We start from the raw sequence: 26,125 nt of genomic DNA, 5'->3' as shown, positions 1-26,125 counted from the left end.
CCCTCTCCAGTGGCTTACGCCAGGAAAAGCTGTCCCAGGCGGTACACGCAGAAGGTGACAAGCCAGGCCACAGCCAGCTGGAAGGAGGCCGTAAGTCCCATCCAGCCCCAGCTGTCCGCTTCCTTGCGTATGGTCATGAGTGCTGCCGCACAGGGGATGTAGAGCAGGCAGAAGACCATGAGGCAGAAGGCGTTGAGGGGGCCGAAGCCTATGGCAGCAAGCGAGCCCGCAAAGGTTGCCATACCCTCGGGGGAGCTTGCGTTCACAACGCCAAAGAGCACGGCGCAGCTCGAAACCACCACTTCCTTGGCGGAAATGCCGGCAATGAGTGCAAGGCCTATCTGCCAGAAGCCAAGGCCAATGGGAGCGAGAACCGGAACAAGCCAGGCGCCGAGCAGTGCGCCAAAACCAGTCTCCATGTCGGGCGAATAGCCATTGGGGCCAAAGTTGAGCAAGAACCAGATGACGAGGGTCGCCACGAAGATGGTGGTGCCGGCCTTTTCCAGATAGTCCTTGATCTTCTCCCACACATAGATGGCCACTGTCCTCGAATCCGGCATCTTGTAGTCCGGAAGCTCTATGAGCAGGTAGTTGATGTTCTTCTTCCTGTCCAGAAGATGGAGGATGGCGCACACAAGAATGGCTACGACAATGCCCATGATGTACATGGAATAGGCCACGTACATGGCCTTGTCCGCAAAGAACATCTCGGCGAAGAGGATGTAGATGGTGAGCCTCGCGTTGCAGCTCATGAAGGGGGTCACCAGCATGACCTTCAGGCGATCATGCCTGTTTTCCAGAACCCTTGAGGCCATGATGGCAGGAACCGTACAGCCAAAGCCCAGAAGCATGGGGATGAAGGCCCTGCCCGAGAGGCCCAGCCTGCTCATGATCCCCTCCATGACGTAGGCAACTCGCGCCATGTAGCCGCTGTCCTCGAGAAGAGCCAGGCACAGGAAGAGAATCAGGATGTTGGGCAAGAAGGTCAGGATGGTGCCGACACCGCTGATGACACCGTCCACCACAAGGGACGTGAGGAGTGATCCTGCCTCCATGGCGGCAAGGCCACTGCTCACAGTCTGCGAGAACCAGTCGATGCCGGATTCGAGGAAGCCCTTGATCCAGTCGCCCACAGTGAAGGTCAGGAAGAAGATCACTGCCATGAGGCCCAGAAAGACGGGTATGCCCCACACCCTGCTCACAAGGATCCTGTCCGTGCGCTCCGTGAACATGTCCTGGCGGTCCTTGTAGAGCAGGACCTCATTCACGATTTCCTCTATGAAGGCGTACTTTTCGTTGATGATGTCCGTCTCGTAGTTGCGGTCCAGAACGTCAGGCAGATCGACAGGGTACTTCTCGGCTATCTCACTGTCGCCCTCGAGAAGCTTCAGGGCGTGCCAGCGATAGTTGGCAAGATCCGGATAGCGTGCCTTCAGCTGTGCCATGATCTGATCTAGCTTGTCCTCGATGGCGTCGGAATAGACCATGGCGTATTCTGCGTGGTGGTTGTGCACGTGCGAAGTATGGGCCGAGTGGTTGTGGATGAGGCGGTCCGGCCCTGCGTGATCCTTGTGGTGGGCTGCAGCGTGGAGCAAAACGTCCAGGCCCCTGCGCTGCCTTGCGGATACCGGTATGACGGGTATGCCGAGCATTTCGGGCAGACGGTGCAGGTCTATTTCCATGCCCCTCTTGGCAACAATGTCCATCATGTTCAGGGCAAGGACAACGGGTCTGCCGAGCTCCAGAAGCTGCAGGGTCAGGTAGAGGCTGCGCTCAAGGGACGATGCGTCCACCACATTGATGATGACGTCCACGTCGCCGTTCAGGATGTACTGGCGGGAGACCCTTTCCTCCATGGTGTAGGAGGTGAGGCTGTAGGTTCCGGGCAGATCCACCAGGTGGAAGAGATTCCCGTGCTGCCTCATGACGCCTTCCACCTTCTCCACTGTCACGCCGGGCCAGTTGGCCACCTTGAGCTTGGCACCGGTGTAGGCATTGAAGAGTGTGGTCTTGCCGCAATTGGGATTGCCGATAAAACCGATAGTGATCTCGTGCTGCTGTTCGGTCTCAGCCATTGCACACCTCCCTTGCGGCAATGTTGCGGGTTATGTTCTCGCCAAGAGCAAAGCGCGAACCGCGCACCTTCACTATCAGTATGCCCTTGCCTTTTCTGTTGATCACGCGAACAGGGGTCTCGCGCGTCATTCCGAGAGCCTCCAGCCTGCGCTCAAGCAGGAGGGGCAGATGAAAGTCCTCCACCCTGTATGTCTTCCCTGTCTGTGCGTCATTCAGGAACATTGTTCACCTCGTGCATGATAAATTCGAAGTGAGGTTTGTACGCTGCAAAAAAGCGAAAATCAATATGTTCCAAACGCTTTCGCCATGAAGGCTGCATGGGCAAATGTGAAGCAGGAGTCTTTTTCCAGGCCTTTGAAAAAAAGACCTTGTAACAAAACTGGCATGTCTTGAGACAGACAAAAAAATCTCCTGCCGCAGACTGTGCCGCGTGGCAGGAGACGAGGAAATCTGTCCGAAGGGTATATGGTCGGAAGGTCAGCGCCTGGAGCTTCCCTGGCGTCTGCCGCTGGCATCGTAGTAGTCCTGGCCACCGCGGCTGTTGGCGCGGCTCGATCCAGTGAGGCGGCCACTGGCGTCGTAGTAGTTGTAGCCACCACGGCTGTTGGGACGCGAATAGCCCTCGCGCTGGCCGCGGGCATTGTAGTAGTCGGCCCCGCCCCTGGAATTCGGGCGGCTTGTGCCCGTGAGGCGCCCGCTCCCGTCGTAGGTTCTGGTCCTTCCGTCCAGGTCCCTGCGCGTGGAACCGATGTTGCGGCCATGGCTGTCGTAGTGACGCGTACGGCTGCCGTCCAGGCTGTCCCTGCTCGACCCTGCGGAGCGGCCCTGGGAATCGTAGTAGCGCGTGGTTTCGGCAAGAGAAGGATCCGGAAGGACAAGGCCAAGGATCAGGGCAAGGACGCCTGCCCAAAGGACTACCGAAACGAAATGGATGTGGGATGTTTTGCTCATGCTGCACACTCCTGGAGCACAGAATCGGAGAAAGGGACACCCTGCGGCGCCAATACTACCCGTTTCGTTGTCATGGGCAAAGCCCGAAAAATTTTCCGATCCACACCTGTGTGGACCCAAATGCACATTTTACGGCTTCTCGCCTGCTCTTTTCCCGGGGAATGGAGCTTCCCCTTTCTCCTTGCGAAAATAATTCGCAAAATGCGTCCACACTGTTGTGGATTGGGCAAAACTTTCCTGTTTACGGGCTGAAAAAATGTGCTAGTGTGCATTTCGACACATGCTGCAGTCCCTTTCTTGTGGCGAGAGGGACCCAGCACCGCTCCAGTCCGAGCGCCCTGTCGGGAAAGCAGGAAAGCAAGCGTTTGACCCGACAGCGGACCGGGAGCACTCAAAGGGAGAGATGGCCCCCGCAGGCAATGCGGGGGCCATGCTGCAAAAAAGGAATAGGCGCCTGCAACTCAAGGAGGTTTTTGGCAAATTTTCTGAAAGTTACGACAATCTGCGACGCAGAACGGAGCAGAAGAAGTATGCAATTCATGCGAAAAACATTTGAATACACGCAAGATACATGGAAAATTGCTGTGTGACAATTGTGTTTTCCTGGTGCTCACTGTTCGCTTGCCATGGTTCAACTTGACAAATTGCGGTACTTCTTGGCAGAAAACTGTACAAACAGATTTTTTGTCCAGGCAAGGCAGGACCAACCGGATTGCCCCAGGGGCAGTCAGCGACAAGGCGCCGAGGTTGAACGTCCCAAACTTGCGTTTTCCATACTGCCAAACTCCAGGATGGCTCCCATGACCCAGACCACATTGCCCATAACTCCCGGACAAAAGCTTCAGCTCAAAAACAGTCCGGCAGAAATAGTGGAATTCACAGGAAAGGTAATTCCTGTCGGAAAAAATACCTTTGTTGAGGTGATGTTTCCAAACGGGGTCAAGAGGAAAATGCTCTTCGACATGCTGCTGCCCCTGGACGAAAACAGCCAGGATCCGCTTGAGCAGATCGCACGTGGCTGCTTTGGCAGAATCGACGATCTGAAAAGGCTGCTCACCTTTGAGAAGCTCAAGGGGACTCTGCACGAGATCATCTATTCCATGGAAGCCGCACAGGTGGACTTCTACCCCTACCAGTTCAAGCCCGTGCTCAAATTCATTCGCTCGCCCACCCAGCGCCTGATTCTTGCCGACGAAGTCGGCCTCGGCAAAACCATCGAATCCGGACTCATCTGGATCGAAATGCAGGCCCGTCGCCAGGCAAGGCGTCTGCTTGTGATCTGTCCTCCCACGCTGATGGACAAGTGGGAAAACGAGCTGAAGGACAAGTTTCTTGTGGATGCCCTGCAGGTAGACTTCGCTGGCTTCAAAAAGAAAGTCGATGCCTTCATGATCAATGGTCCCGGGGAGGAGTTTGCCCTCATCAGCTCCTATGCTGCACTGCGTCCGCCAAAGGACACCCTTGACAGCCTGCGCCATCAAAACAGGGACGACACTGCCCTTCCCCCCAAGGCCCGACTGCTCAAAAAGCTGAAATACTGGGAGGAACAGGACAATTTTCCCTTTGATCTGGTCATTTTCGACGAGGCGCACTACATGCGCAATTCGGGCACTGCGTCCCACATGCTCGGAGAGGCGCTGTCCGGAGCAGCCCAGGGTGTGCTTTGTGTTTCCGCAACACCGGTCAACAACAAGAGCGAGGATCTCCACTCGCTGCTCACTCTGATCGATGCCGGTTTCTTTTCCTCACAGGCCTCCTTTAGCAATCTGGTACGCGACAACAAGCCAGCCGTACAGGCTGCAACTTGTCTTGCAAGGGATCCCATCGACTATGAGAGGCTGAACGGCTGCCTTGCCGGAATGGAAAACAGCGACTACGTGCGGGACTCTCCCCTCTTCGAGAAGCTTAAGCAAAATGTGGCAAAAATGCAGACCCAGGGGAAACCCTCGTACGAGATGCTCTCCCGTACAACGGATCTGGCAGAGAAACTGAACATCTTGGGAACCTATATCAACAGGACCAGGCGCAGACAGGTCGAGGAAAACCGTCCCCTGCGCAGGCCCCATATCTGCACCATACAGCTCACGGAAACCGAGCGTCGCTTCTACGATGCAATTGATCAGCACATAAGGGACCTCTGCCAAAGAAGCACTTCGGAGTTCTCGACCCTCGCCCTGATAAGCCGCCAGCTCATGGCGGCAAGCAGCTTGCCAGCCTACGCCCAAAGCCTTCTTGGCAAGCAGGACGAGAATATTCCACTGTTTGAAGCCTTTGGCATCGAGGACAGCGACGAAAGACAGGAGAAATCCATCAACCTGCTGGTCGAGGACTTTTCCTCCTACGCCATCCCCAGCCCCAAAAAGCTGGCAGCCTGCGACAGCAAGTTTGCAAGGCTGCGTGAAATAATTCAAAATTTTAATGGCGAACGCATAATCATTTTTGCCTACTACCATGCAACATTGCTCTATCTTCTCACACGGCTCAAGGGCATTGGACTCAAGGCAGGCATGATTAGCGGAAGATCTTCCATGGATGAGCGTATTGCCGAAATTCAGCGATTCACAAGTGGTGAAATCCAAATCATACTGTCTTCCGAAGTAGGCAGCGAAGGCATTGATCTTCAGTGTTCGCACATTGTTGTCAACTATGACATGCCCTGGAATCCCATGCGTGTAGAACAGCGCATAGGCAGAATAGATCGTGTAGGACAAAAATCTCCTGTACTTCACATCATCAATTTCAATATTGACAACACTATCGAGCAAAGGGTCTATGACCGGCTGTACCAGAAACTGGGTCAGTTCGGTGATACTCTTGGTGACATGGAAGAAATTCTGGGCAGGGAGATACGCCAGCTGACCATCGATCTCTTTTCTTCCCGTCTCACGCCGGAAGAAGAGAATGAACGTATCGAACAAACCGCCAGGGCTCTTTTCAACCGCATGGAACAGATGAACAAGCTGGAGGAACAGAGCAGCGAACTGATTGGACTTTCCGACTATATCCAGCGCAAGATAGAAGAAGACCACGGGCTTGGTCGCTATATTCGTCCCGAGGAAATGGAAGACTATGTGCAGGACTTCTTCGGACGACACTTTCTCGGAACCCTGATTCAAAGGGACGTGCCTGTTCCGGGATGCCTGCACCTGCGTCTTTCCGCAGAGGCCAGGGACGATTTGAACAGATTCATGGCAAGAGATCAGTCTCTCATGGCCAGAAGCCTGCGTCCGGATCCCCTGACCATCACCTTTGACAGGGCAGTCATGAAGAATCTCCCCCTTCATCAGAAACGCAGAATAGCCTTTGTCAACCACCTCTCGCCACTAATTCGCTGGATCACAAGCTATTACAAGGATCACGGCCATAATCTCTGCCGCACTTCCGCGCTGATGACAACGATTCCCTCCCTCGAGGAAGGGATCTATGTCTTTTCTGTTCAGCTTTGGGAAATCAAGGGTCTTATTCCCTACCAAAAGCTCAGTTATGGCATAAAGAACATTGAAACAGGTGAAAGCCTTTCACAGCATGAGGCAGAAAATGTGTATACCACATTGCTTGCAAGTGGAAAGGACTGGATATACAGAAACGAGATTCCCGAGGATTTTTTGCGTGAGAACCTCAAGGATCTCGATGAAAAAATGGAACAGGACTTCTACGAAGAAGTCGAATTCATGCAGGCCGAAAATGAAACCATGTACAATATTCGCAGCGAGCGCATCAGGAATATCTTCCTGCCTCGCATCGAGCAGCACAAGGAAATCCTGAAAAAACTCGAAGAAGAGGGCAAGCACAAGACAATTCCTGCCCGAAAGGGCCAGCTCCGCAAAACCGAGGAAAACATGAAAAGGCAAATGGCAGAACTGGACAAAAGGGCCGTTTTCGAGCCCCAGTGCGGCAACATAGCCATGGGCCTCTTTTACAACAATCCTTCCTCGTAGTAGTGTCTCTTCCTGCCCTTTTGCCAAGGAGTTACCATGTCCCTGCTAGACAGACTCGAACAGCTCAAACAGCGCCTGTCCACGAGGCCCCAATTCAAAAGACCCCAATCCCAAAGGGCCCCGTCAAGGGATCCCTATGTCTTTCAGATTGGATTCGACTTTGGAACCTCCTATTCCAAATGTGTCATCCGCGATCGGGACAAGGCCTTTGTCTTCAGCTTCGACCTGCAGGGAAAAACGGAATTTCTGCTTTCCAGCTCGATTTTGTACAGGGATGGCTTCTTTTCCACAAACACAGCCAACCAGCTGTATCCCGAACACGGCCTCTGGTACATCAAGATGGCCCTTGTCGAACTGGCACACAGGAATTTCAGCGCACCTGTGCTTGAGCGCTTCAACAAAGCTGCCGGTGCCGCTCCGGGAAGCATAAAACTGCAGAATTTTGTCCTTTCGGCAGCCCTCTTCTACCTTTCAAGGGCGCTTGGCAAGATACGCAGCTTCATCCTCATGCGCTACCCCGACTATGGGAAACACGAACGCGACGACATGTTTGTCACCATGGCCATCCCTGTCAGCAACATGGCTGACAGGGAGACGGAAACTCTTTTTCTGCGGCTTTTGAAGAAGGCCTGGGCCATGGCATGTACCGACAGCCCCATGGCGGAAAGCGCATCCTGGAAAGAAATGGCGAGCCTGATTGCAAAGCCCGCTCCTGCACTAAGGGAATGCAAGGTCTATCCTGAAGTGAGTGCCAATATTCAGGTTTTTCTCCATTCGCCTGCATCTCCGGGCAGAACAACCAACATCTATCTGGTCACGGATATTGGCGCAGGCACTGTGGACCAATGCTGCTTCACCTTCTACAACAGGGACAGGGAGGAAGATAAGCTCAACTACCTGAGCGCCCAGGTCTTTGACCTTGGTTCAAGCGTCATTGATCAGTTGTGCGCCAGGGATTATGGGCACGATGTCGAATACTGGAGAAAACAGAAGGAAAATGGCTCGGAAGACAAGCACTTGCATCGTGTCCTGGACCATGTGTCGCTTGTACTGAGCAACAACTTTGTGGCAGTCTCCCTCAAGGAACTGACCGATCATCTGTACAGGGGCAATGGATTGTCCCCGGACAACACGGTCTGTCGACTCTGCTATATCCTGTTCAGCGGAGGAGGCGACATGGACCATCCATACCATACTGCCGTTCTCAATGGTTTGCGCAGAAAGATGGGACTTCCCATCAGGGAAGTCATGGATGGCAGCTATACCGAACAATGGGAATCCCGCATTATCAATGTGCAAAAACCGGGAGATCTTGAGCTTCCAAAGGGATGCGAATCCTGGATGAAACGCCTTCTTGTTGCCTATGGCCTTTCCTTCTACGATCTTCCCGGAAACAGATTTCCGGATGAAACGGCAATAGTGCAAAACCGGGGGTAGCAGGGTACACGTGCTTTGCAGCATGCCCATAGAGGCAATTCGGGGGAAATACTGCAAAAGAAAGGCGCAAAAAGACAATGGAGCAATTTGTTGAAAAGGTAACACAAATGAGCGTAATGACCGCAGCCACCATATTCGTGCTTGCCCTGACGATCGGCGGTGTACTGTACGCCATCTATGGCAAGTAGCCTGTGCAAAACAATTTTCCGGGCGCTTTGCGGTTCAGTGACCTGTCCCCGATGTCTGTGCCCTACGGCATGGGATAGGCCAGGGACTTCGGAAAGGGCCTCCGGAGTGTGGCAAGGGACATGGGGTGCGAGGAAGGACGGACATGCAGATTGATGAAAAAAACGAAGTCCTGCGCAAGGAGTTGGCAACAAAGCTCGACATTGCCGATATCCGCCTTGAAATAGAAAAGGTTCGTCGAGAAGTGGAACAACTCCGCTCCGAGACGAATTCCAAAATCGATCGAACTAAAAGCGATCTCGTAAGGTGGCAGATTGGCATAGGTATAGGGCTGGGTACTGCCATGCTGACAGGGTTTGGCATACTGGGCGGCATCATGGCAAAGGGCTTCGGCTGGCTTGGCTTTTAGCCAGGGCCCAAAATTTCAGACTCACAGGTCCTCTTCGGAAGGCCTTTTTTGTCTCCTCTGGCAAGGGAGCCGTGCACATCCAGCAAGGTTGCGTACGCCCCAACGAAAAACCGCGCAGTTGCCCCTTTGCGCTCCGATCCAAGTGATTGCGGGACTGATAGTCGCACTGATCGCCAATCACTGGACAAAATAGTGCGACCCTTGTGGGAGGAACCAGCTCCCACAAGGGTCAAAAACTTGGCTTTTGTATTGCTGTGATACAAAACCGGGGGACTGGCCCGGCAAGGCGGTGGTGTGTCCAGCACTGTCGCCTTGCTTTTTAGATAGCCACCAAAAGAAAGTTGGGCAAGGCCCGGAGCTCTGAAATGTCCGGATCCAGGCATGATGATGGACAGGGGTGCCCCGTCATCCTGACATTCGTATTTAAATCAACTACTTGCCTTGAGAACCCACCATCTGTTCCGGATGGTAGAGCTCGTCAAAGGTCGTAGCGTCGAGATAGCCCAAAGCCACACAGGCCTCCTTCAGGGTGATATTCTCCTTGAAGGCCTTCTTTGCCACCTGGGCTGCCCTGTCGTAGCCAATGGCGGGCGAGAGCGCCGTGACTGTCATGAGGGAGCGGTTCATGTTGTCCGCCATCTTCTCCCTGTTGGCCTCTATGCCGTCCACGCAGAAGACGCGGAAGGCGTTGAGACCGTCTGCGAGCAGGCGCGCGGATTCAAGGAAATTCCTGGCCGTGACAGGAAGGAAGACATTGAGCTCGAAATTGCCCTGGGAAGCGGCAAGGCCCACTGCCGTGTCATTGCCCATGACCTGGACCGCTATCATGGTCATGGACTCGCACTGTGTGGGGTTGACCTTGCCGGGCATGATGGAGGAACCGGGCTCGTTTTCCGGAATGCAGATCTCGCCAAGGCCCAGACGCGGGCCGCTGGCAAGCCAGCGTATGTCGTTGGCTATCTTCATCATATTGGCCGCAAGGGCCTTCAGGGCACCGTGCGCAAAGACTATCTCGTCCTTGGAGGTCAGGGAATGGAACTTGTTGGGAGCAGTCACAAAGGCCTTGCCCGTAAGGGCAGCCATGGCCCCCGCCACCTTCTCGGCAAAGCCCTTCGGGGCGTTCAGGCCTGTACCCACTGCAGTGCCGCCAAGGGCAAGCTCGCGCAGACCTGGAAGGGCCAGCTTTACGAAATCGCGCCCCTTCTCCACCATGGCGCGCCAGCCGCTGATCTCCTGGGAGAAGGTTATGGGTGTTGCGTCCTGCAAATGGGTCCTGCCGCACTTGACTATGCCCTTGTTTTTCTCCTCAAGGGCCTTCAGCGAGGCAATCATGGCGTCCAGGGCAGGGAGGAGCCTGTCCTCAAGCTCAATCACGGCTGCTATGTGCAGGGCCGAGGGGAAGGTGTCGTTGCTGCTCTGGGATTTGTTGACATCGTCGTTGGGATGCAGGACCTTCTCGCCAGCGATTTCGTTGCCGCGGTTGGCAATGACCTCGTTCACATTCATGTTGGTTTGGGTGCCGCTGCCGGTCTGCCAGACAACCAGGGGGAAGTGCCCCGCAAGCTTTCCTTCGCAGATCTCGTCGCAAACCCTTGCTATGAGGTCAGCCTTGTCCCTGGAAAGAACGCCAAGCTCCGCGTTGGCAAGGGCGCAGGCCTTTTTCAGAAGACCGAAGGCGTGGATGATCTGCCCGGGCATGCTGGCAGGATCGCCAATGGGAAAGTGTATCCTGCTGCGTTCTGTCTGCGCGCCCCAGTACCTGTCCCTGGGCACCTGCACCTCGCCCATGCTGTCCTTTTCAATGCGAAATTCCATGTCGCAACTCCCATATAGCTCCCGCCCAGGGATCGGGCACGCCCCGGAGAGCGGGAAAGACCCCGGGGCGGCACAGACACGAAAACACGAAGAAATCAGGTAGTTTTTCCCCGTATCAGTACACCATGAAGTAGAAGACAAGGGGCGCCAGGATGAGGCGATACACTGCAAAGGGCACGAGGGAGACGCGGCCGACCAGGGCTATGAAGGCCTTGATGGCAACAAGGGCCGAGATGAAGGAGCCCACGAAGCCCACTGCCAGGAAGGGAATGTCCGCTGCCGTGAAAAGGCCTATGCTTTTGAGCATGTCGTAGCCTGTGGCTGCCACCATGATCGGCACTGCTGCCACAAAGCTGTATTCAGCGGCAAGCTTTCTGCCTGCACCAAGGATCATGCCGCCCATGATGGTCGAGGCGGAGCGGGAAAAGCCGGGCCAGAGTGCAAGGCACTGAAAGCAGCCTATGCCAAAGGCAAGCTTCGGAGTCATGTCGTCCAGGGTGACACTCTTGACCACAAAGCTTCTGCGCTCGACAACAATCATCATGATGGCGCCCACAACCAGGGCGACTGCCACTGTGGCAGGAGTGAAGAGGTAGGCCTTGATGAAGTCGTGGAAAAGAAGCCCCATCACGCAGGCGGGGATGCAGGTCAGGAAGAGCAGCCAGATGCCGCGCAGACCCGAGAACTTCTGATCCGCGCGCGGGCGCAACAACCCCCAGAAACGCTGCCAGTAGAGGACTACGACTGCCAGGATGGCCCCAAGCTGTATGAAGACGGAAAAGACCGAGGCCTTTTCGCCGGTAAAGTTCAGAAGATCGCCTGTGATGATGAGGTGGCCCGTGGAGGAGACAGGCAGAAATTCCGTGAGCCCTTCCACAATGCTCAATATGACTGCAGACCAGATGCTGTCCATAATGTTCCTGATATTTGGGAATGAGTGAAGGTGAAGCTTGAGGCCTTGTCTCCCCTTGAGGCAGGCCTCAAAAAAACGCCCTCAAAATCGACCACAGCCCCTGCAAAAGTCAAGCTCTTTTCTGCATGCCAGGGGCCGAAACAGGGCTTTCATGACAGCGCCTGTCACGCCTGCGTCCCATGCCCGTCACAATCACGCCCTACCCTGCCCGCATCCGCATATGCATCGCAAAGGGAGACTCCATGCGAACAAGGGAAGAGTACTACGAGCTTGTGCTGGAAAACAGGCGCCTTGCGAAGGATCCCAGGGTTACGCGCTGCACCTGCCCCAACACGCTTTGCGACTGGCACGGGAAGTGTCGGGATTGTGTAGCCCTGCACCGCTACCACAAAAGCCATGTTCCCTTCTGCCTGCAATTCATCATCAAAGACAGGATACAGGCCCTGGCAGCAACAGTGGAGATGGAAACGGCCCTGTCACGCCCACACACCTGGAATACAGACAGTACGTGTCTGAGCGCGACAGAGAACATGCGGCTGCGGCAGGAGACTGCGACCAGTAATGTCTCAGCGAAGAAAGCGTATGCGCGGAGCAAGGGGCCGGGGAAACTCTCCCCTTGCACGCAGGTAGTCCGCGACCACATCCGCATCCAGGGGATCCGGGAAGGGAAGCGCCTTGCCCTTTGCAAGCATGTGGAAGTGATCCCCTCCCTGGGCCAAATACTCCGGCAGGACCACGCTGTAGTCTTTGTCATCTTCAAGGGGATGGAAGACACCATTCCTGTCCAGCACAAGGACGTCACTCACCCTGTGCCCGGGCTCCCCCTGGGGATCCACGCTGTAGGCAAGCCCTGCGCACTGCAAAATGGTCGGTCCCCTGGCATGGGAGCCTGCTACGCCGTGTTCCAGGGCAGCCAGGACTTGGGCCCCTTTGTAGGTGCGCAGAAAGAGCCTGTTGCCAAAGGGCAGAATGTCCAGCACGCTTCCAAGGCTGACGCTGCCAAGGGGTATGCCTGCCCTGAAGCCTCCGCCGTTGTAGAGGGCTATGTCTGCACCATGGGGCCTTGCATAGTCCAGCATGGCATCCGTTGTCACAAGGCCTGCCAGGCAGTCGCCGGCACGGCAGGCGTCGAGCCCGTCGGCAAAGACCAGGTCCGAATGCCCAAGGGACACCTTGCGGCAGCTCTCCACCTTTTCTGCAGCTTGGGCGACATAACGCGCGACACGCTCATCCCGGGGAAGGTCCGGCCCAAGCTCCATGGGCCCTCCGCTCCAGGCTACGGGCACCCCGGCTTCGTCGAAGCTGACGTGCAAAAGGCCAAGATAGCGTGTCGCCCAGAAGGCTGTGACCACAAGGACAGTCTTTCCGTCCGGGCCATGCTCCACCAGGGGATAGGGCCCTTCGCTCTCGGGAGCCCCGTCAACCTTTGGCCCAAGATAGCTGTGGGTGTGGCCCCCGACAATGATGTCCAGCCCCTGCACCGCTCTGGCAAGCTCGATGTCGCGCTCAAGACCCAGGTGGCTTAAGCCAATGATGATGTCGATACCCTCCCCCTGAAGGCGCTCGACTGCGTCCCTAAGGCTCTTTTCGGCGCCTGCAAAACGCGTGTGGGGACAGGCCCTTGCAATGACGCGCACCTCGTCGTTGGCAAGGCCCACGACTGCTACCCTGCGCCCCTCAAACGCGAAGATACGAAAGGGTGCAATCCCTGCCGAGGCCAGGGGGCAGTCCCTTTCGGGCACAAGGTTTGCGGCAAGCATTGGCACAGGGTTTGCGCGCACATGGCTTGCCAGGGCAGCGCAGCCCGCGTCGAACTCGTGATTGCCGAAGGTCATGGCATCGAGGGGCAAAAGGGCATTGAGCCTTTCCTGAAAGGGAAGACCCAGGACACTGTGAAAAAGGCTTCCCTGCACCTGATCGCCTGCGTCCAGTGCGAGTACATGGGCATTGCCTTCCCTGGTGGATTTTATGGCAGCCGCAAGGCGCGCAGCTCCGCCAGCCGAAGTTTTCTGATCGTAGACAGCGTTGCCATACCTGTCTGTGCCTGCCGCGTGGGAATGGGTGTCGTTCACATGGGCTATCACAAGCTCGAAGTCCCGGGCCTGACAGACTGGCGCGCAGGAAAGAAATGCAAGGAGAGCCACGCAAAACAGCGCATACGATTTCATCCTTCCCCCTGAACACAAAAAGTCCCTGCTCCTTCGAGGAAGAGAACAGGGACAGACAAAACAATCGGATTCTGTGGGCTTGCGACCTAGCCGGCGAAGAAGATACGCGGCTCTTCCCTTTTGGCCTCGGGCATGTTGCCCTTGGCAAAACCAAGGCTCATGGTGCTGACAAGCTCGAAATTTTGCGGCACATTGTAGCGGGCCTTCACCTCTGGCAGGTTCAGGAAGGATTCGGCAAAGCCTATCCAGCAGGAGCCAATGCCCTGGGCGTGGGCTGCCAGCATGATGTTGGCTGCGCAAAGGGTTGCGTCGTACACATACCAGTGCGAGGCAGGATCCCCGTAGATGGCAATGACGTTGTGGGCATTGTAGAAAATGTTGTAGGAGTCCCTTCCGAGCCACTCCTCGTACTGCGCAAGCCAGGGAAGCTCTGCCAGGCGGGGACGCAGCCAGGCCTTGATCTCGGTGGACAGGGCCTCTATGCGCTCCCTGCCCTCAAGAACGACAAAGCCCCAGGGCTGCATGCCGGATCCTGTGGCGGCCTTCGTGCCAAGGCGCAAGAGTTCGTTGATGGTATCTTTGGGAATCGGCCTGTCCTCGTAGGAACGGCCGGATCTGCGGGAACGTATGCACTGCAGGGCGTCCATGAGCTGCACTCCTTCGTCTTTTGTTGCATTCAGGGCCGGTAGCCCGACCCCGGGATACACCCTATCCCCGCTTGTCTCCAAATGTCAAAACCACGCGTGCCTCAAGGCCGCCCTGTGCACGGTTGCATAGCTGTATTTCACCGTTGTTGAGAAGGGCCATGTTGCGGGCTATGGCAAGGCCAAGGCCAATGCCGCCAGAAGAGGGATTGCGGGAGGATTCCAGGCGAAAATAGGGCTCAAAGACGCGCTCAAGCATGTCTTCCGGGATCCCTGGTCCGTCGTCTGCTACGGTCACGACCACATTCTCGCCTTCCTGTGCAAGGCCTATGCGGGCCGAGCCTCCATAGATGCAGGCGTTGGTTATGAGGTTGTCAAGGCAGCGGCGCAGGCACAGGGGCCTTGCCGGGACAACCACAGGGCTTGCACCCTGCACGTTGTCCTCAAGGCTCACTCGTGCGCCCACGTCCGCGTGATCATCGGCGACACTCTGCAAGAAGGAGCGCATGTCGAGGCGCGTCCAGGCCTCGTCGGTGTTCAGGCTTCTGGCAAGCTCAAGGCCCTGGCTTATGATGGCTCGCATGGATGAGGACGTTTCCTGGAGCTTCGCGCGCAATGGCTCGGGCTCCACCCTGTCGAGGCGCAGCTGCAGCCTTGTGAGCGGTGTGCGCAAATCGTGGGCCATGGCAGCGATCATGCGATCGCGCTCTGCGAGATTGCCGCAGATTCTCTCGCGCATGCGGTTGAAGGACTGGGCTGCGTCGCGCACCTCCCTGACACCCTTCTCGGACAGGGGTTCTGCCAGTTCTGGATGGCGCCCGAAGGCCTCGGCTGCCCGGCAGAGCTTTTGTATGGGGCGTGTCACGCGCAAAAGCACCACAACGACAAGAACGAGCATGACCAGGGCCTCGGCCAGCACAAAGAGTCTCTGGGACCAGACCACCTTGCGATCGTCCACTTCGAAGGGCTGGGTTACCTTGAGCCATGTCCCGTCGGACAACTGTATGGCTGTTTCCAGCACAGGCAGATGCACAGGGAAAATGCCTGTCCCGTTCTCGTGCCTTCTTGCAAGCACTGGCGGGGCCGCGTCAAGGGCGCTGCCAAAGCTTTCCGCAACCATGGCGCGCAGCCGCCCTATCCTCTCCCTGTCCTCTGCTCCCGCAAGATGCTCCCAGTCGGGCTTCATTGGCAAAATTTCCACCATTTCCCGCAAATTCTCGGGCCTGCCGGCATCGCGCATGCGCGCAAGGGCTGCCCTGCGCTCCTCTCCATTCATGGCCTCGAACAAAAACCAGTAGCTTGTCAGTTGCTCGGCCCTGGTCTTTTCTGCCTGAAGGGCGTAGAGGCGCTGCACGTTGCAGACAACCTGGAAGTTGGTTGCCTGGAAAAGGACTATTCCCAGAAACAGCAGAAAGACCAGCTGCCCGAAAAGCGAGTCCGGAAGCCGCAAAAAACGCCTGCCTGAAGCCTTTTCCATATCAGCGATCCCCCTGGCCTTCTTCCCTTGTCACAGGCACAGCCAGCATGTAGCCGTCGCCGCGCATGGTGCGGATGAGGGTGGGGTTGCGGCCACTGTCGCGCAGCTTGGCCAAAAGCCTGCTCACCTGCACGTCTATGCTGCGATCGTAGGAGTCCGTGCGATCCGCCATGTGTTCGAGAATGCTCTCCCTGCTCACTATCTGCTGCAGGCGCTGCAAAAACTGTGGGCGAACTCTTTGTCATGACAGGCCCTGGCATCCTCATGACGCATTCGAGAAGCGGCCAGTGCGGCTGGGCTACTGCTCTCGCCAAGCCCAACCTTGTGAAGGCCATAGTAGCCTATGAGCCCGCGCACTTTGTCTTCCCCGAGGGCGAGGTCCCGCCGGACATTCCCAGGGGAAAGCTGCACGTGAGTGCACAGGATACGCCAACCATCCCGCTGGACGAATTCAAAAAGCTCACCCGCATGCCCATCCTCATCGTCTTTGGCGACAACATTGCCCAAAAGGTTACCGACAACTACAACTCCGAAGTCTGGCGCAGCGCAAAGCTCAGAGCGCGACAGTTTGTAGAGGCAATCAACCGCCATGGCGGTGACGCCACCCTGGTCTCCCTGCCCGAGATGGGCCTTTTCGGCAACACGCACATTCCCTTCGCGGACAAGAACAACATGCAGGTAGCCGACCAGCTCGTGGCCTGGCTGCACGAAAAGGGCCTGGACAGACGGGATCATCCCCACATGGGTCCCCAAAGGCCTGCCATGGAGCTGACCATCCCCCTCGATGGCAGAAGATAGTCCTCTCCATCCCGCGGTGACAGTCCCTGATCGACAGGATGATTTTTGTTGATTTCCTGGCCTGTTGCGGCTAATCTCAATCATCTGCGGCATTGACCGCGCGCACCGTCCCTGGCCCGAGACAGCGTCAGGGGTTCCCCAAGGGGAATGATTGGTCTTCGCCCCTTCCCGGGACGGTGCAGCTGTTCCACGCGTAGGCTTGCCGTTCACGGAAACACCACAACCCTGAACAGTACCTCCGAGCGTCTGCTGGCTGCGCGGTCTCCCCTGTCTTGGGCCGGCCTCGGTACAGGGCAGACGCTCTTTCCTTGGGAAAAACATGTTTTGGGGACCTTCCTTTCTCCCTGAGCGAAACGATTTTTGCTTGTGTGCCTTCCCCGTTGCAGCTAACATTTTGTCATCTGCGGCATTGACCGCGCACCGTCCTTGGCCCGAGATAGCGTCAGGGGTTCCCCAAGGGGAATGATTGGACTGCGCCCCTTCACAGGGACGGTGCTTCTGTAATGCGGATGAGCCGGGGAAGATTGCAGACTGCCCAAAAGGCGTTGGGGCCAGTGGCTACCATTTCTCCTGCAGGAGAAAGTCCGCGATGTGCATGATCCGCACACCCCTTTCGTTGTACGCGGGCAGATTTTCCATGGTCACAACATACTTGGGATACTGGTCCCTGATTGCCAGAAGGTTGGCAGTCTCCCTGTCGGAATCTTCGGGCAACTGTCGGCAAACCTGCACATAGATGCGCTCGTCCCTTTGCACGGCAACAAAATCCACCTCCCTTGTGCCGTCCTTGCCAATGTACACGTCGTACCTCCTTCGCTTCAGCTCGAGATAGACGATGTTTTCCAGCATGGAGGCAATCGATTTCCTGTCGAAGCCAAGCCTGCAGTACTTGAAAGCGGGATCCACCACAAAAAACTTTTCCTGCGTCTTCAGAACGGATTTCCTTTGCAAATCATACCTGGGGCAACGGTGTACGACAAAGGCCTTTTCCAGCCATGAAAGGTAGTTGTAGATGGACTCCACAGTCAGGGAGCGTCCCTCACCCTTGAGAAACTTCACAATTGCATTGGCAGAAAAGGTCTTGCCCACGTTTTCCAGAACGTATTTCACCACTCTGGTGAACAAATCGTAGTTGGCGATATTGTGGCGCCTCGCAATGTCGTGTTCCACGACAGAGGCAAGGATGCCTTCCACGATCTGGTAGACGGTCTGGAAATCGAAGTTGTGGGCGGCAATGACAGGAAATCCGCCCATGCGCAAATAGGCGTCGAACAGTTTTCCGGGATCTGCCGGAGAGGTCTGCCCGGCAGCCCTGAAGTCCTGGTATTCGCCAAGGGAGAGGGGATAGACTGGTATGGAAACATAGCGACCAGAGAGATAGGTAGAAATCTCGCTGGCCATCAGTCTGGAGTTGGAACCTGTCACATAGATGTCCGCGTTGCCCTCTTCCAGCAGACTGTTGATGGCCTTCTCCCAGTTTTCAATCTCCTGCACTTCGTCCAAGAGCAGGTAGCAAAAGCCCCTGCCCTTCATCCGCTCCCGGATGTCCAGATACATCTTTCTGTCGTCCAGGGCATGGTCGATATCCTCGGACGTATAGGTTCTCGCGAGGATGCGCTCTTCCGGAATGCCACTGGCAATCAGCTCCTCGCGGAGCATGGCAAGAATGGTGGACTTGCCACAACGCCGGACACCGGCCAAGATCTTCACAAGAGGGACGTTGCGCAAGGATCGCAGAGCATTCAGATACAGGGGTCTGGGGATCATGGAGTTTCTCCTTGCCTGAAGAAAGAAAACAGTTGTTTTATAAAGTTTTTACTTATTTTCAGTAAAAACTGTCAATGTATCCAGTTTTTTTCCTTCAACAGGGAAAATACTTTTGGGTATCCGTCCAAGGTGCTGCCGGCTGAGCCTGTCCGCCTTCAAGTTGCGAAGATTCTCCTTCCCGGGGATTGCACTGCGCCCTTGTTTTGAGGACATGCCGGGGACACCACGGAGTACGTCATGGCAGTCAATATCGCCACAAGCATCGATCTCTTTGCACAGTACCGCAGCAGCAACTGCTACTATGTTGACAAAACCGGCTTCATTGAGGAGCTGATCGACCAGGGAGAGGCAGCGTATCTCTTCACGCGTCCGAGGCGCTTTGGCAAAACGCTCTTCCTGTCCATGCTGGCTGAGTTCTTTGACATCACCAAGGACAGTCGTGATCTTTTTGCCGGGCTCAAGGTTTCTGCAAACGAAGCACTGTGCAAGGAATGGATGAACAAGTATCCTGTCATCTTCCTGTCTCTAAAGGATGTGGAAGGAGCAAACTTCGCTGAAGCCCTGGAAATGCTGAATCTTCGCATGATGCGTCTTTTCGGGCTTCACGAGGAGATACTGTCTTGCGACAAAATATGGACCAGGGACAGAAGAGCCTTTGAGGATATCATCAACATGCGGGCAACAGAGGCGCTCCTCGAGGTTTCCCTCGAAATTCTGACCAGCGTCCTGAACAAATACTACCAAAAGCCGGCCATTGTTCTGATAGACGAATACGACGCGCCCCTGACAAAGGCCGCAAGGCAGGGATACGCTACAGAAATGGCAGATTTCATGAGAGGTTTTCTCTCTTCTGCCCTGAAAACAAACGAAAACCTCATGTTCGCGGTTCTCACGGGCTGTGTGCGTATTTCCCTGGCGGACGACTATGGCGGCCTCAACAATCTCAAATGCTACGGAATCTCGGACCCGGACTATGCGGAGATCTTTGGCTTCACTCAGATCGAGGTGGACAGGCTTTTGCAGGATGCGGGACTCTCCGGCAAAGGGGATGAGGTCAGGGCATGGTACGGCGGCTATTGCCTTGGGAAGAATCAGGAAATCTACTGTCCCTGGAGCACCATGAACCATGTCGCAGATGCCCAGAAAGATCCCGGGACAAGACCTCTGCCCTACTGGGTGCGCAGTGGTGCGAGCGGGTTTGTCGAAAGGTTCGTCGCAAGCCAGATACCCGAACAGGCAGATGATATTTTCGTCCTGCTTGCCGGCGGCTGCGTAGTGAGGAAAATTGGAACCGTATTTTCACCACAAAAGGCCTGGAAGAACAGCAACTGGTCCCTGCTCTATCTGTCCGGATATCTGACGAGGGCCTCCGAAGCCCAAATGCTGCAAAGCGGAGCAAGGCCCAGGGCAGCCCGTGGTGAAATGGCGCTTGCCATTCCCAACCAGGACATACGCAATGCCTTTGCCAGGGGCTACGCCGTCTGGTTTCAGTCCATTGCCAACATGAGGCAATTGGGAGAGCTCGATATTGCCCTTTGGGAGGGTGATGCAGAAAGACTTGTGCAGCTTCTGGACATCTTGGTGGAGAAACTCGAAAGCCACAATCTTGCCTGCAGAAAAAAGGGCGCCGATGCCAAAGACACAAACAATGAGGATACAGGGGATATCGAGGAGAATGCGCCCTGTGACAACGCCTGTCACGCCATGCTGACGGGCTTTCTCCTGTCCTGGTACCCGGACACCCTGAGCAGGGTAATTGGCAGGGGATGTTTCGACATCATGGTCATTGACGGTCAGAGAGCCCTTGTCATGGAGGTGAAGCGCACGGACAACGAGAAGGAGGATCTTGCTGCCCTTGTGAAGAAGGGCCTGGAGCAGATTGAGGAGAGGCGGTACAATGTCGATCTTGTGGACAATCCGGACATCACGACAGTCCTTCACTGGAGCGTAGCCTTTTGCAGGAAGAGTTGTGCCACCAGGGCCATTTTCGTGAAGCGGCCGTGATGCGGTCACAAGGTCTGCCCTGCCTGAACAGATTTTGCTTGCTTCCCTTCCCCGTTGCGACTAGCCTGTCTCAACAGGGCCAGCCCAGGCCCGAGATAGCGCCAGGGGTTCCCCTTGCGGGAATGATTGGACTGCGCCCCTTCCCTGGGCTGTGCCCTGTATATTCTGTACCTTCTGGCACCTTTGTCCGACAGTGAACACCCCCACAAGACTGGAGTTTCTCATATGCCCATTACCCCTACCAACAAGGTCCGCGAAGCCGCCAAATACATTCTCGAAGAAAAAAGGGAGCGTCCAAACGCGGATCTGCACACCCTGATCGACGAGGCAGGCATGCGCTTCAACCTGACACCCATTGAAAGCGATTCCCTGGCCCGCCTTCTTGCCGAGGAAGGCAGCAAATAGCGCTGCACCCTCACGCTGCATACAAGAGTGCCCCGGACATATTTCAGGATCCGGGGCACTTTTTTCAAAATTTCCAGAAGGCTAGACTTCCACGAGCTCGTAGTCGTCGCTGCCCATGCCAAGTTCCTTCATGTAGCTGAGCTGCCGCAAGCCCGAGCGGCTTTCGATTCTCTCCACCATGTGGGCGCGGGTCTTTTCCGGCAGGCTGTAGATGAGGTCCACGGAAGCCTTGTCGATGGCCAGAATGTCCGTGGAGGCCAGGATGCCAAGGTCAGGCAGGCGCACAGGCTCTGCGGCCACACCCTCGCAGTCGCAGCTGACGGACATCTTGCGCAGGACATTCACATAGGTGATGCGCTGGCCAAAGTGATCGGTTATGGCCTTGCCGCCCTCTGCCATGCGTTCCATGAAGTTGGGGCCGCCGGACCAAAGCTTGCCGCCTTCCCTGTGCAGCTGCTCCTTGCCAACCCTGCCGGAGGCGCAGCCAATGGAAATGTTCTTGAGGGAGCCGCCAAAACCGCCCATGGTGTGCCCCTTGAAGTGGGTCAGGGCCACAAGGCTGTCGTAATTCAGAAGATGCTTGCCGACTGCAAGCTCCTTCAGCCACTTGCCACCCTTCACGGGCAGGTTTGCGTCGCCGTCCTCGTCCATGATGTCCACTTTGGTGAAGTTCCAGCCATTGGTCTCAAGCGTCTTGCGGTGCCCGGCAGTGGTCTTGCGGGGGCTCTCGTAGAGCACGTTGCATTCCACAACCGTGCTGTTGGGCACGTTCTGCAAAAAGGCCTTCACCCACTCCCTGGGCAGAATGTTCGGCCCATTGGGCTCGCCCGTATGCACCTTCACGGCAATCCTGCCCGTGATGTTCCGGTTCACGAGGCTGTACATCTTCAGGAGGCTCTCGGCGCTCAGATCCTTCGTGTAATAGACCTTCGGCTTGGCGTCTGCTGCCTGCGCCACCTTTGGAAGCGCCCCTGTGGCTGCAAGACCCGCCACTGCCGCACTGCCTTTCAGGAAATCTCTTCTGTCCATGCCCATGGCTTGCTCCTTTGTGTCCTTGTCATATGTGCCTGTTCCGCCCGGATCGCACGCTGTTCCCACGGAATCGGTCTTCCCGAAAATCGGGCCCGGAAAGCAGTGAAACGCTAGGTCCCATGCCCCCGAATGCCGCGAAGAAAGCCTGTTTTTGCAGGCTTTCACGACAATGCATAGTGTATCCGAAACACCCTTTGCAGGGCAAAGACAGGTCTGCCAAAAACTTGCCCAATCATGGCATGGGCCTTAGGCTTGAGCCTAGTACTGCTCGCCCCTTGCCGCGTCGCGCTCGATTGCACGCTGCTTCAGGCTCTCCCTCTTGTCGAAGAGCTTCTTGCCGCGACCAAGCGCTATCTCCACCTTCACCTTGCCGTGGTGGAAATACACCTTCACTGGCACCACGGTCAGGCCCTTCTGCTCCACTGCTGCAGCGTACCTTGCTATTTCCCTTGCGTGCAAGAGCAGCCTGCGGTCACGGTCCGGATCCTGCTCCACGTAGCCCGCGTTCTCATAAGGGGCAATGTGCAGGGAGACGAGAAAGGCAGAGCCCTTGCGAAACTCCACATAGGAGTCCTGAAAGTTCACCTGGCCCTTGCGTATGCTCTTGACCTCCGGACCAGTGAGGGAAATGCCAGCCTCGATAAAGTCCGAGAGCTCGTAGAGATGACGGGCCTTCTTGTTGACTGCAACCGTTCCCTGTGGCTGCTTCTTGGCTTTCTTGCTCATTGTATCTATAGCGCCCATGCCCTGACAGGGACAGGACGCGTCCTCCCTTGTTTTTTCTTGTTGTTCCCTGTTTTTGCAAACCTTGCCCGGATGTCAGGCCCGGGTTCCCATGACCGAGGAGGTGAGGAAGGCCAGCTCGTGGCCCAACACCTTTTGCAGCATCTCGTTCACCAGATGCTTGCAGGCCTGGATGTCGCTGCTCAAAAGAACCTGTGTGGCGAGCTCCGTGCAATCCTGGGCGTCCAGCTGACGGATGAGGTGCTTTATGCCTGGCAGGAAGGGCGGCGAGACCGACAGGGCATCTATGCCCATGCCGAGCATGAGCACAACCCCGAAGGGATCGGACGAGAGCTCCCCGCAGGCGCTCACGCTCAAACCCTCCCTGTGGCCCGTGTCGATGATGCGCTTGAGCGAACGGATAACCGCAGGGTGCATGGCCTCCGCAAGGTAGGCAACGCGCATGTTGTTGCGGTCAATGGCCATGAGATAGTGGATAAGGTCGTTTGTTCCTATGCTGAAGAAGTCGCACTCCCTTGCCAGCTGATCCGTGATGAAGACAGCCGCAGGGGTCTCGATCATGACGCCCAGGGGAATATTCTTTGCGTGGGCAATGCCCCGCATGGAAAGCTCCTGATCCACTTCCTGCAAGAGGCGCTTCACTGCCCGCACCTCCTCCACCATGGAGATCATGGGCAAAAGGAGCCGCAGCGTCCCCTTCTCGGGAGACACCGCAGCAGCACGCAAGAGCGCCCGCAGCTGGCTTTTGAAAATGTCCTGGTTGTGGAGGGTAAAGCGCACGCCGCGCAGGCCAAGGGCAGGATTTGCCTCGCGAAGAGCCTCCTGGGCCCTGGTCAGCTTGTCGCCGCCTATGTCCAGGGTACGGATGACCACCTGTCCCGGAGCGTTGCGCACCACGGTCGCATACTCCTCGAAAAGCTCTTCCTCGCTTGGCAGGGTCTCCTTCAGGAAGGCGAACTCCGTCCTGTAGAGGCCTATGCCGTCCGCCCCCACCTTCGAAAGCTCCGCAGCCTCGTGGGCGTGCTCCACGTTGGCAAGGACACCCACACGCAGGGCGTCCTTCGTGTCTGCAGGCCAGCGGGCAGTGTCGCGAGTGGCTTCCTGCCAGGCAGCGTAGGCCTTCTCCCTGCGGCTGTAGTCCTGCGTGTCCTCCTCGTTGGGAGAAATGAGGACATTGCCGCCAAGGCCGTCGATGATGACAGTGTCCCCGTCGCGGGCAGCGACAAGGAGATTTGTGACGCACACAAGAGCCGGGATGTGCATGCCCCTGGCCAGTATGGCCGTGTGGGAGGTAATGCCTCCCTCGCGGGTGACAATGCCGCGTATGCTGTGCACGTCAAGGTCCATGATATCCGCAGGGCTCACGTCCTCTGCAGCCAGGATGAGATCCGTGGCCGAGGCCTCGGTCCGGCTTCCCCCGCTCAGGCGGTTCAGGATGCGCATGCCCACCACGCGCACATCCTGGGCCCTGTCCTTCAGATAGGGGTCGTCTATGCTGCGAAAGACCTCGACAAGCTGGTTCACCACATTGTCCAGAGCCCAAGCTGCGCCAACAAGCTCCCTTTCCACCATCTGGCAGGTGGAATTCACAAGCTTGGGGTCCCGCGTCATCTCCACCTGGGCCGCGATGATCTCGCGGTACTCCTGCATGTCCGCAGGAACCTTGCCCATGGCGGTCTTCAGATCCTCGCGCACGGCCTCCATGGCTTCCAGAAGGCGAGCCTTTTCCGCCTCCACCTCGGAGGGAAGAATGCGCCGCATTTCCGGAGCCGTATCCACGTGCAGGAAGCGGATGGTGCCTATGGCAATGCCCGGGGACACGGGCGTGCCAAAAAGATGGGCTCTGGCCATTGGCTAGTCCTGCTGCAGGAAGATCGTGCCCACAGCGGCCACGGCTTCCCTCGCGTCCGGCCCAGTTGCCTCAAGGGTGCAGAGGCTGTTGTGGGGGATGGCAAGCGAAAGCACGTCCAGGATGCTCTTGGCGTCCGCCTCGCCGTTTTCGGAGATGATGCGTATGCTGGAGCGATAGCGCTGCGCTTCCTTCGAGATGCGCGCTGCAGGCCTTGCGTGCAGGCCGTTGGCCATCATGAGTCTCAGGGTAAGCCTTGCTCCCTCGGGAAGTATCTCTATATCCTCCAGCGACATGCCGGACCTCCGTCTTTGCCTTGTATGGTGTTGGTTTGTGAAAATCCCGCGAGAGGCCTTCCCCTCGCGCGTCCCCTTGTGTTCCTAGAAGTGGACAAGCCCAGTATCGACCAGGATGAAGAAGCCCAGGGCCAGGGTCCACAAAAGGAGTCTCGGAACATGCCAGCGCCCCACAAGCCAGGCGGCCAGGGGGATGAAGAGAAAGAGTCCTGTCTGGGCCTGCCAGGGCCATGAGGCCATGTTCTCGGCCATCATGAGCCACAGGGTAAAGCCGATGAGCAGGGCATTGAAAACCTTGATGCGCTCGGTCCAGCTGATTATGTCGAGGCGTCTCAGCCAGCCGAGAGAGGCTATGCCGTTACGCAGACAGTAGAAAAAGCCTGCCACGCGGAAGACAAAGAGCAGGACAAGCAAAAGGGCCGCAAGGGCCGCAGCCAGGGCGTAGTGCTGCTCAAGGCACAGGCAGATGGTGGCAAGGGCCCAGGTGGTCCTCAAGGCTCCGCTGAAAAAGCCGTCCCCAAGGGCCGACAATGTGGTTGCCAGGGTCTGGCGCAGGGTAGCGATGGTGGCCTCGGGTATGGCCTTGCCTGCTATCTGCATTTCCAGGGAAATGAGCAGGCCTGCGTAGCTTGGCAGCATGAAGGCATGCGTGTTACTATGCTCGGCATAGCGGGCAAAGGCACGCCTGCGATCCTCGCGGTCCGGGTAGAGATGGCGCAGGGCCGGGGCAAGCACGTAGAGCAGCCCCAGCTGCTGCATGCCGCGGGCGGTCATGGCAGCGTTGATGGCAGCTGTGCGCACAAGACAGGTAAGCGCAACGCGCATGGGCAAGGTGGTGCTCAAGGTTTTGTCCGTGGTGCCTGTCCCTTCGCCTGCCTGTCTTCAGGGGCAAGCCCGGGAGAAAAATGACAAAAATGTGGATTTTTGATGAAGTTGCTGCGCTCTTGTACACGCTTGAAAGGGCAATGGCAAGTGCACGCTTCTTGCGCACAAAAAGGTCAATAACGCGGCATTGCCCGATAATTTTGCAACGCGTCAGGTATTTGTGAATGCCGTCACATTCTGCCGCAAAATATCGCCCCGGGACATTGACACTGATTGGCCCAACTTGACATCCTCCCCCGCCTAAAGGCGGAGGATTCCCAGCGGAAACAAGCTAGCTTGATCCCTGGGCGGGTTCCGCTTCAACGAGGCAAGGAGCCTCTCCACAGGCTGT

21 protein-coding genes are annotated in these 26,125 nt (G+C 56.6%); 6 read left to right on the top strand and 15 right to left on the bottom strand.

The genetic code is table 11. The annotated features are described in order from the left end of the window. Positions 1–14: 14 nt before the first annotated feature. From feoB to B5F76_RS02105, 3 genes are all read right to left on the bottom strand, one after another. Entirely contained in the window at positions 15–2,075 is a 2,061-nt protein-coding gene (gene feoB, locus B5F76_RS02115; RefSeq protein ID WP_087350346.1) for a ferrous iron transport protein B, read from the bottom strand. After that, on the bottom strand, positions 2,068–2,298 hold the full coding sequence (locus B5F76_RS02110; RefSeq protein WP_087350343.1) for a FeoA family protein: 231 nt from the start codon (positions 2,296–2,298) through the stop codon (positions 2,068–2,070). Before B5F76_RS02110 ends, feoB begins: the two co-directional genes overlap by 8 nt. Before the next feature lie 255 nt (positions 2,299–2,553). Next, positions 2,554–3,027: a hypothetical protein gene (locus tag B5F76_RS02105; RefSeq protein ID WP_087350340.1), complete on the bottom strand. Its 474-nt coding sequence runs from the start codon at positions 3,025–3,027 to the stop codon at positions 2,554–2,556. Between the two features lie 800 nt (positions 3,028–3,827). On the opposite strand from B5F76_RS02105, the gene B5F76_RS02100 reads away from it, so the two are divergent. From B5F76_RS02100 to B5F76_RS02090, 3 genes are all read left to right on the top strand, one after another. After that, the gene (locus tag B5F76_RS02100; protein ID WP_162608628.1) at positions 3,828–6,965 is read left to right on the top strand and encodes a DEAD/DEAH box helicase; all 3,138 of its coding nucleotides are present in this window, start codon (positions 3,828–3,830) and stop codon (positions 6,963–6,965) included. A 36-nt stretch (positions 6,966–7,001) separates the two neighbouring features. Further along, positions 7,002–8,402, top strand: a complete 1,401-nt coding sequence (locus B5F76_RS02095) for a hypothetical protein (RefSeq protein ID WP_087350334.1) — start codon at positions 7,002–7,004, stop codon at positions 8,400–8,402. 331 nt (positions 8,403–8,733) lie between these two features. Continuing rightward, entirely contained in the window at positions 8,734–8,997 is a 264-nt protein-coding gene (locus B5F76_RS02090) for a hypothetical protein (RefSeq protein WP_087350330.1), read from the top strand. Positions 8,998–9,429: 432 nt separating this feature from the next. Here the strand turns inward: B5F76_RS02090 and fumC are convergent, their stop codons facing one another. From fumC to B5F76_RS02060, 6 genes are all read right to left on the bottom strand, one after another. Beyond that, a complete protein-coding gene (fumC, locus tag B5F76_RS02085; RefSeq protein WP_087350326.1) occupies positions 9,430–10,812 on the bottom strand; it encodes a class II fumarate hydratase in 1,383 nt (460 codons plus the stop codon). Positions 10,813–10,927: 115 nt separating this feature from the next. Further along, complete coding sequence (locus tag B5F76_RS02080; RefSeq protein WP_087350323.1) at positions 10,928–11,725, bottom strand: undecaprenyl-diphosphate phosphatase; 798 nt, start codon at positions 11,723–11,725, stop codon at positions 10,928–10,930. A 566-nt stretch (positions 11,726–12,291) separates the two neighbouring features. Continuing rightward, on the bottom strand, positions 12,292–13,869 hold the full coding sequence (locus tag B5F76_RS02075; RefSeq protein ID WP_162608627.1) for a bifunctional metallophosphatase/5'-nucleotidase: 1,578 nt from the start codon (positions 13,867–13,869) through the stop codon (positions 12,292–12,294). Between the two features lie 110 nt (positions 13,870–13,979). Beyond that, a complete protein-coding gene (locus tag B5F76_RS02070) occupies positions 13,980–14,540 on the bottom strand; it encodes a nitroreductase family protein (RefSeq protein ID WP_087350316.1) in 561 nt (186 codons plus the stop codon). Between the two features lie 61 nt (positions 14,541–14,601). Continuing rightward, positions 14,602–16,014, bottom strand: coding sequence for an ATP-binding protein (locus B5F76_RS02065; protein ID WP_087350313.1), 1,413 nt, complete (start codon positions 16,012–16,014; stop codon positions 14,602–14,604). A gap of 1 nt (position 16,015) precedes the next feature. Next, on the bottom strand, positions 16,016–16,234 hold the full coding sequence (locus tag B5F76_RS02060) for a winged helix-turn-helix domain-containing protein (protein WP_087350310.1): 219 nt from the start codon (positions 16,232–16,234) through the stop codon (positions 16,016–16,018). Between the two features lie 23 nt (positions 16,235–16,257). Between B5F76_RS02060 and B5F76_RS02055 the strand changes: the two genes are divergently transcribed. After that, positions 16,258–16,812 carry a hypothetical protein gene (locus B5F76_RS02055; protein ID WP_162608626.1) on the top strand — a complete coding sequence of 185 codons (555 nt, stop codon included), beginning with the start codon at positions 16,258–16,260 and terminating at the stop codon, positions 16,810–16,812. Between the two features lie 558 nt (positions 16,813–17,370). Here B5F76_RS02055 and B5F76_RS02050 read toward each other — a convergent pair. Continuing rightward, positions 17,371–18,579, bottom strand: a complete 1,209-nt coding sequence (locus B5F76_RS02050) for an ATP-binding protein (protein ID WP_087350304.1) — start codon at positions 18,577–18,579, stop codon at positions 17,371–17,373. Positions 18,580–18,816: 237 nt separating this feature from the next. Between B5F76_RS02050 and B5F76_RS02045 the strand changes: the two genes are divergently transcribed. Both B5F76_RS02045 and B5F76_RS02040 read left to right on the top strand, forming a co-directional pair. Next, positions 18,817–20,583 carry an AAA family ATPase gene (locus B5F76_RS02045; protein WP_087350301.1) on the top strand — a complete coding sequence of 589 codons (1,767 nt, stop codon included), beginning with the start codon at positions 18,817–18,819 and terminating at the stop codon, positions 20,581–20,583. 225 nt (positions 20,584–20,808) lie between these two features. After that, complete coding sequence (locus B5F76_RS02040; RefSeq protein WP_087350298.1) at positions 20,809–20,988, top strand: hypothetical protein; 180 nt, start codon at positions 20,809–20,811, stop codon at positions 20,986–20,988. A gap of 81 nt (positions 20,989–21,069) precedes the next feature. Here the strand turns inward: B5F76_RS02040 and B5F76_RS02035 are convergent, their stop codons facing one another. The 5 genes from B5F76_RS02035 to B5F76_RS02015 all read right to left on the bottom strand — a co-directional run bounded on the left by B5F76_RS02035 (position 21,070) and on the right by B5F76_RS02015 (position 25,752). After that, positions 21,070–22,017 (bottom strand): DUF362 domain-containing protein, encoded by a 948-nt coding sequence (locus tag B5F76_RS02035; protein WP_239406924.1) that lies wholly within the window; start codon positions 22,015–22,017, stop codon positions 21,070–21,072. Positions 22,018–22,278: 261 nt separating this feature from the next. Then, positions 22,279–22,746, bottom strand: a complete 468-nt coding sequence (smpB, locus tag B5F76_RS02030) for an SsrA-binding protein SmpB (protein ID WP_087350687.1) — start codon at positions 22,744–22,746, stop codon at positions 22,279–22,281. A 93-nt stretch (positions 22,747–22,839) separates the two neighbouring features. Continuing rightward, positions 22,840–24,615 (bottom strand): phosphoenolpyruvate--protein phosphotransferase, encoded by a 1,776-nt coding sequence (ptsP, locus tag B5F76_RS02025; protein ID WP_087350295.1) that lies wholly within the window; start codon positions 24,613–24,615, stop codon positions 22,840–22,842. 3 nt (positions 24,616–24,618) lie between these two features. Further along, on the bottom strand, positions 24,619–24,909 hold the full coding sequence (locus B5F76_RS02020; RefSeq protein WP_204218293.1) for an HPr family phosphocarrier protein: 291 nt from the start codon (positions 24,907–24,909) through the stop codon (positions 24,619–24,621). An 84-nt stretch (positions 24,910–24,993) separates the two neighbouring features. After that, on the bottom strand, positions 24,994–25,752 hold the full coding sequence (locus B5F76_RS02015; RefSeq protein WP_239406923.1) for a PTS system mannose/fructose/sorbose family transporter subunit IID: 759 nt from the start codon (positions 25,750–25,752) through the stop codon (positions 24,994–24,996). Positions 25,753–26,125: the final 373 nt, after the last annotated feature.

This window comes from Desulfovibrio sp. An276, from assembly GCF_002159665.1.
Taxonomy (GTDB): Bacteria; Desulfobacterota; Desulfovibrionia; order Desulfovibrionales; family Desulfovibrionaceae; genus Desulfovibrio; species Desulfovibrio faecigallinarum.
This window is presented reverse-complemented; position numbering and strand designations above follow the sequence as displayed.

Bases quoted from the DNA above. Each gene is read 5' to 3' on its own strand.
- feoB (WP_087350346.1), bottom strand. From the start codon at position 2,075: ATGGCTGAGACCGAACAGCAGCACGAGATCACTATCGGTTTTATCGGC.
- B5F76_RS02110 (WP_087350343.1), bottom strand. From the start codon at position 2,298: ATGTTCCTGAATGACGCACAGACAGGGAAGACATACAGGGTGGAGGAC.
- B5F76_RS02105 (WP_087350340.1), bottom strand. From the start codon at position 3,027: ATGAGCAAAACATCCCACATCCATTTCGTTTCGGTAGTCCTTTGGGCA.
- B5F76_RS02100 (WP_162608628.1), top strand. From the start codon at position 3,828: ATGACCCAGACCACATTGCCCATAACTCCCGGACAAAAGCTTCAGCTC.
- B5F76_RS02095 (WP_087350334.1), top strand. From the start codon at position 7,002: ATGTCCCTGCTAGACAGACTCGAACAGCTCAAACAGCGCCTGTCCACG.
- B5F76_RS02090 (WP_087350330.1), top strand. From the start codon at position 8,734: ATGCAGATTGATGAAAAAAACGAAGTCCTGCGCAAGGAGTTGGCAACA.
- fumC (WP_087350326.1), bottom strand. From the start codon at position 10,812: ATGGAATTTCGCATTGAAAAGGACAGCATGGGCGAGGTGCAGGTGCCC.
- B5F76_RS02080 (WP_087350323.1), bottom strand. From the start codon at position 11,725: ATGGACAGCATCTGGTCTGCAGTCATATTGAGCATTGTGGAAGGGCTC.
- B5F76_RS02070 (WP_087350316.1), bottom strand. From the start codon at position 14,540: ATGGACGCCCTGCAGTGCATACGTTCCCGCAGATCCGGCCGTTCCTAC.
- B5F76_RS02065 (WP_087350313.1), bottom strand. From the start codon at position 16,014: ATGGAAAAGGCTTCAGGCAGGCGTTTTTTGCGGCTTCCGGACTCGCTT.
- B5F76_RS02055 (WP_162608626.1), top strand. From the start codon at position 16,258: ATGACAGGCCCTGGCATCCTCATGACGCATTCGAGAAGCGGCCAGTGC.
- B5F76_RS02050 (WP_087350304.1), bottom strand. From the start codon at position 18,579: ATGATCCCCAGACCCCTGTATCTGAATGCTCTGCGATCCTTGCGCAAC.
- B5F76_RS02045 (WP_087350301.1), top strand. From the start codon at position 18,817: ATGGCAGTCAATATCGCCACAAGCATCGATCTCTTTGCACAGTACCGC.
- B5F76_RS02040 (WP_087350298.1), top strand. From the start codon at position 20,809: ATGCCCATTACCCCTACCAACAAGGTCCGCGAAGCCGCCAAATACATT.
- B5F76_RS02035 (WP_239406924.1), bottom strand. From the start codon at position 22,017: ATGGACAGAAGAGATTTCCTGAAAGGCAGTGCGGCAGTGGCGGGTCTT.
- smpB (WP_087350687.1), bottom strand. From the start codon at position 22,746: ATGAGCAAGAAAGCCAAGAAGCAGCCACAGGGAACGGTTGCAGTCAAC.
- ptsP (WP_087350295.1), bottom strand. From the start codon at position 24,615: ATGGCCAGAGCCCATCTTTTTGGCACGCCCGTGTCCCCGGGCATTGCC.
- B5F76_RS02020 (WP_204218293.1), bottom strand. From the start codon at position 24,909: ATGTCGCTGGAGGATATAGAGATACTTCCCGAGGGAGCAAGGCTTACC.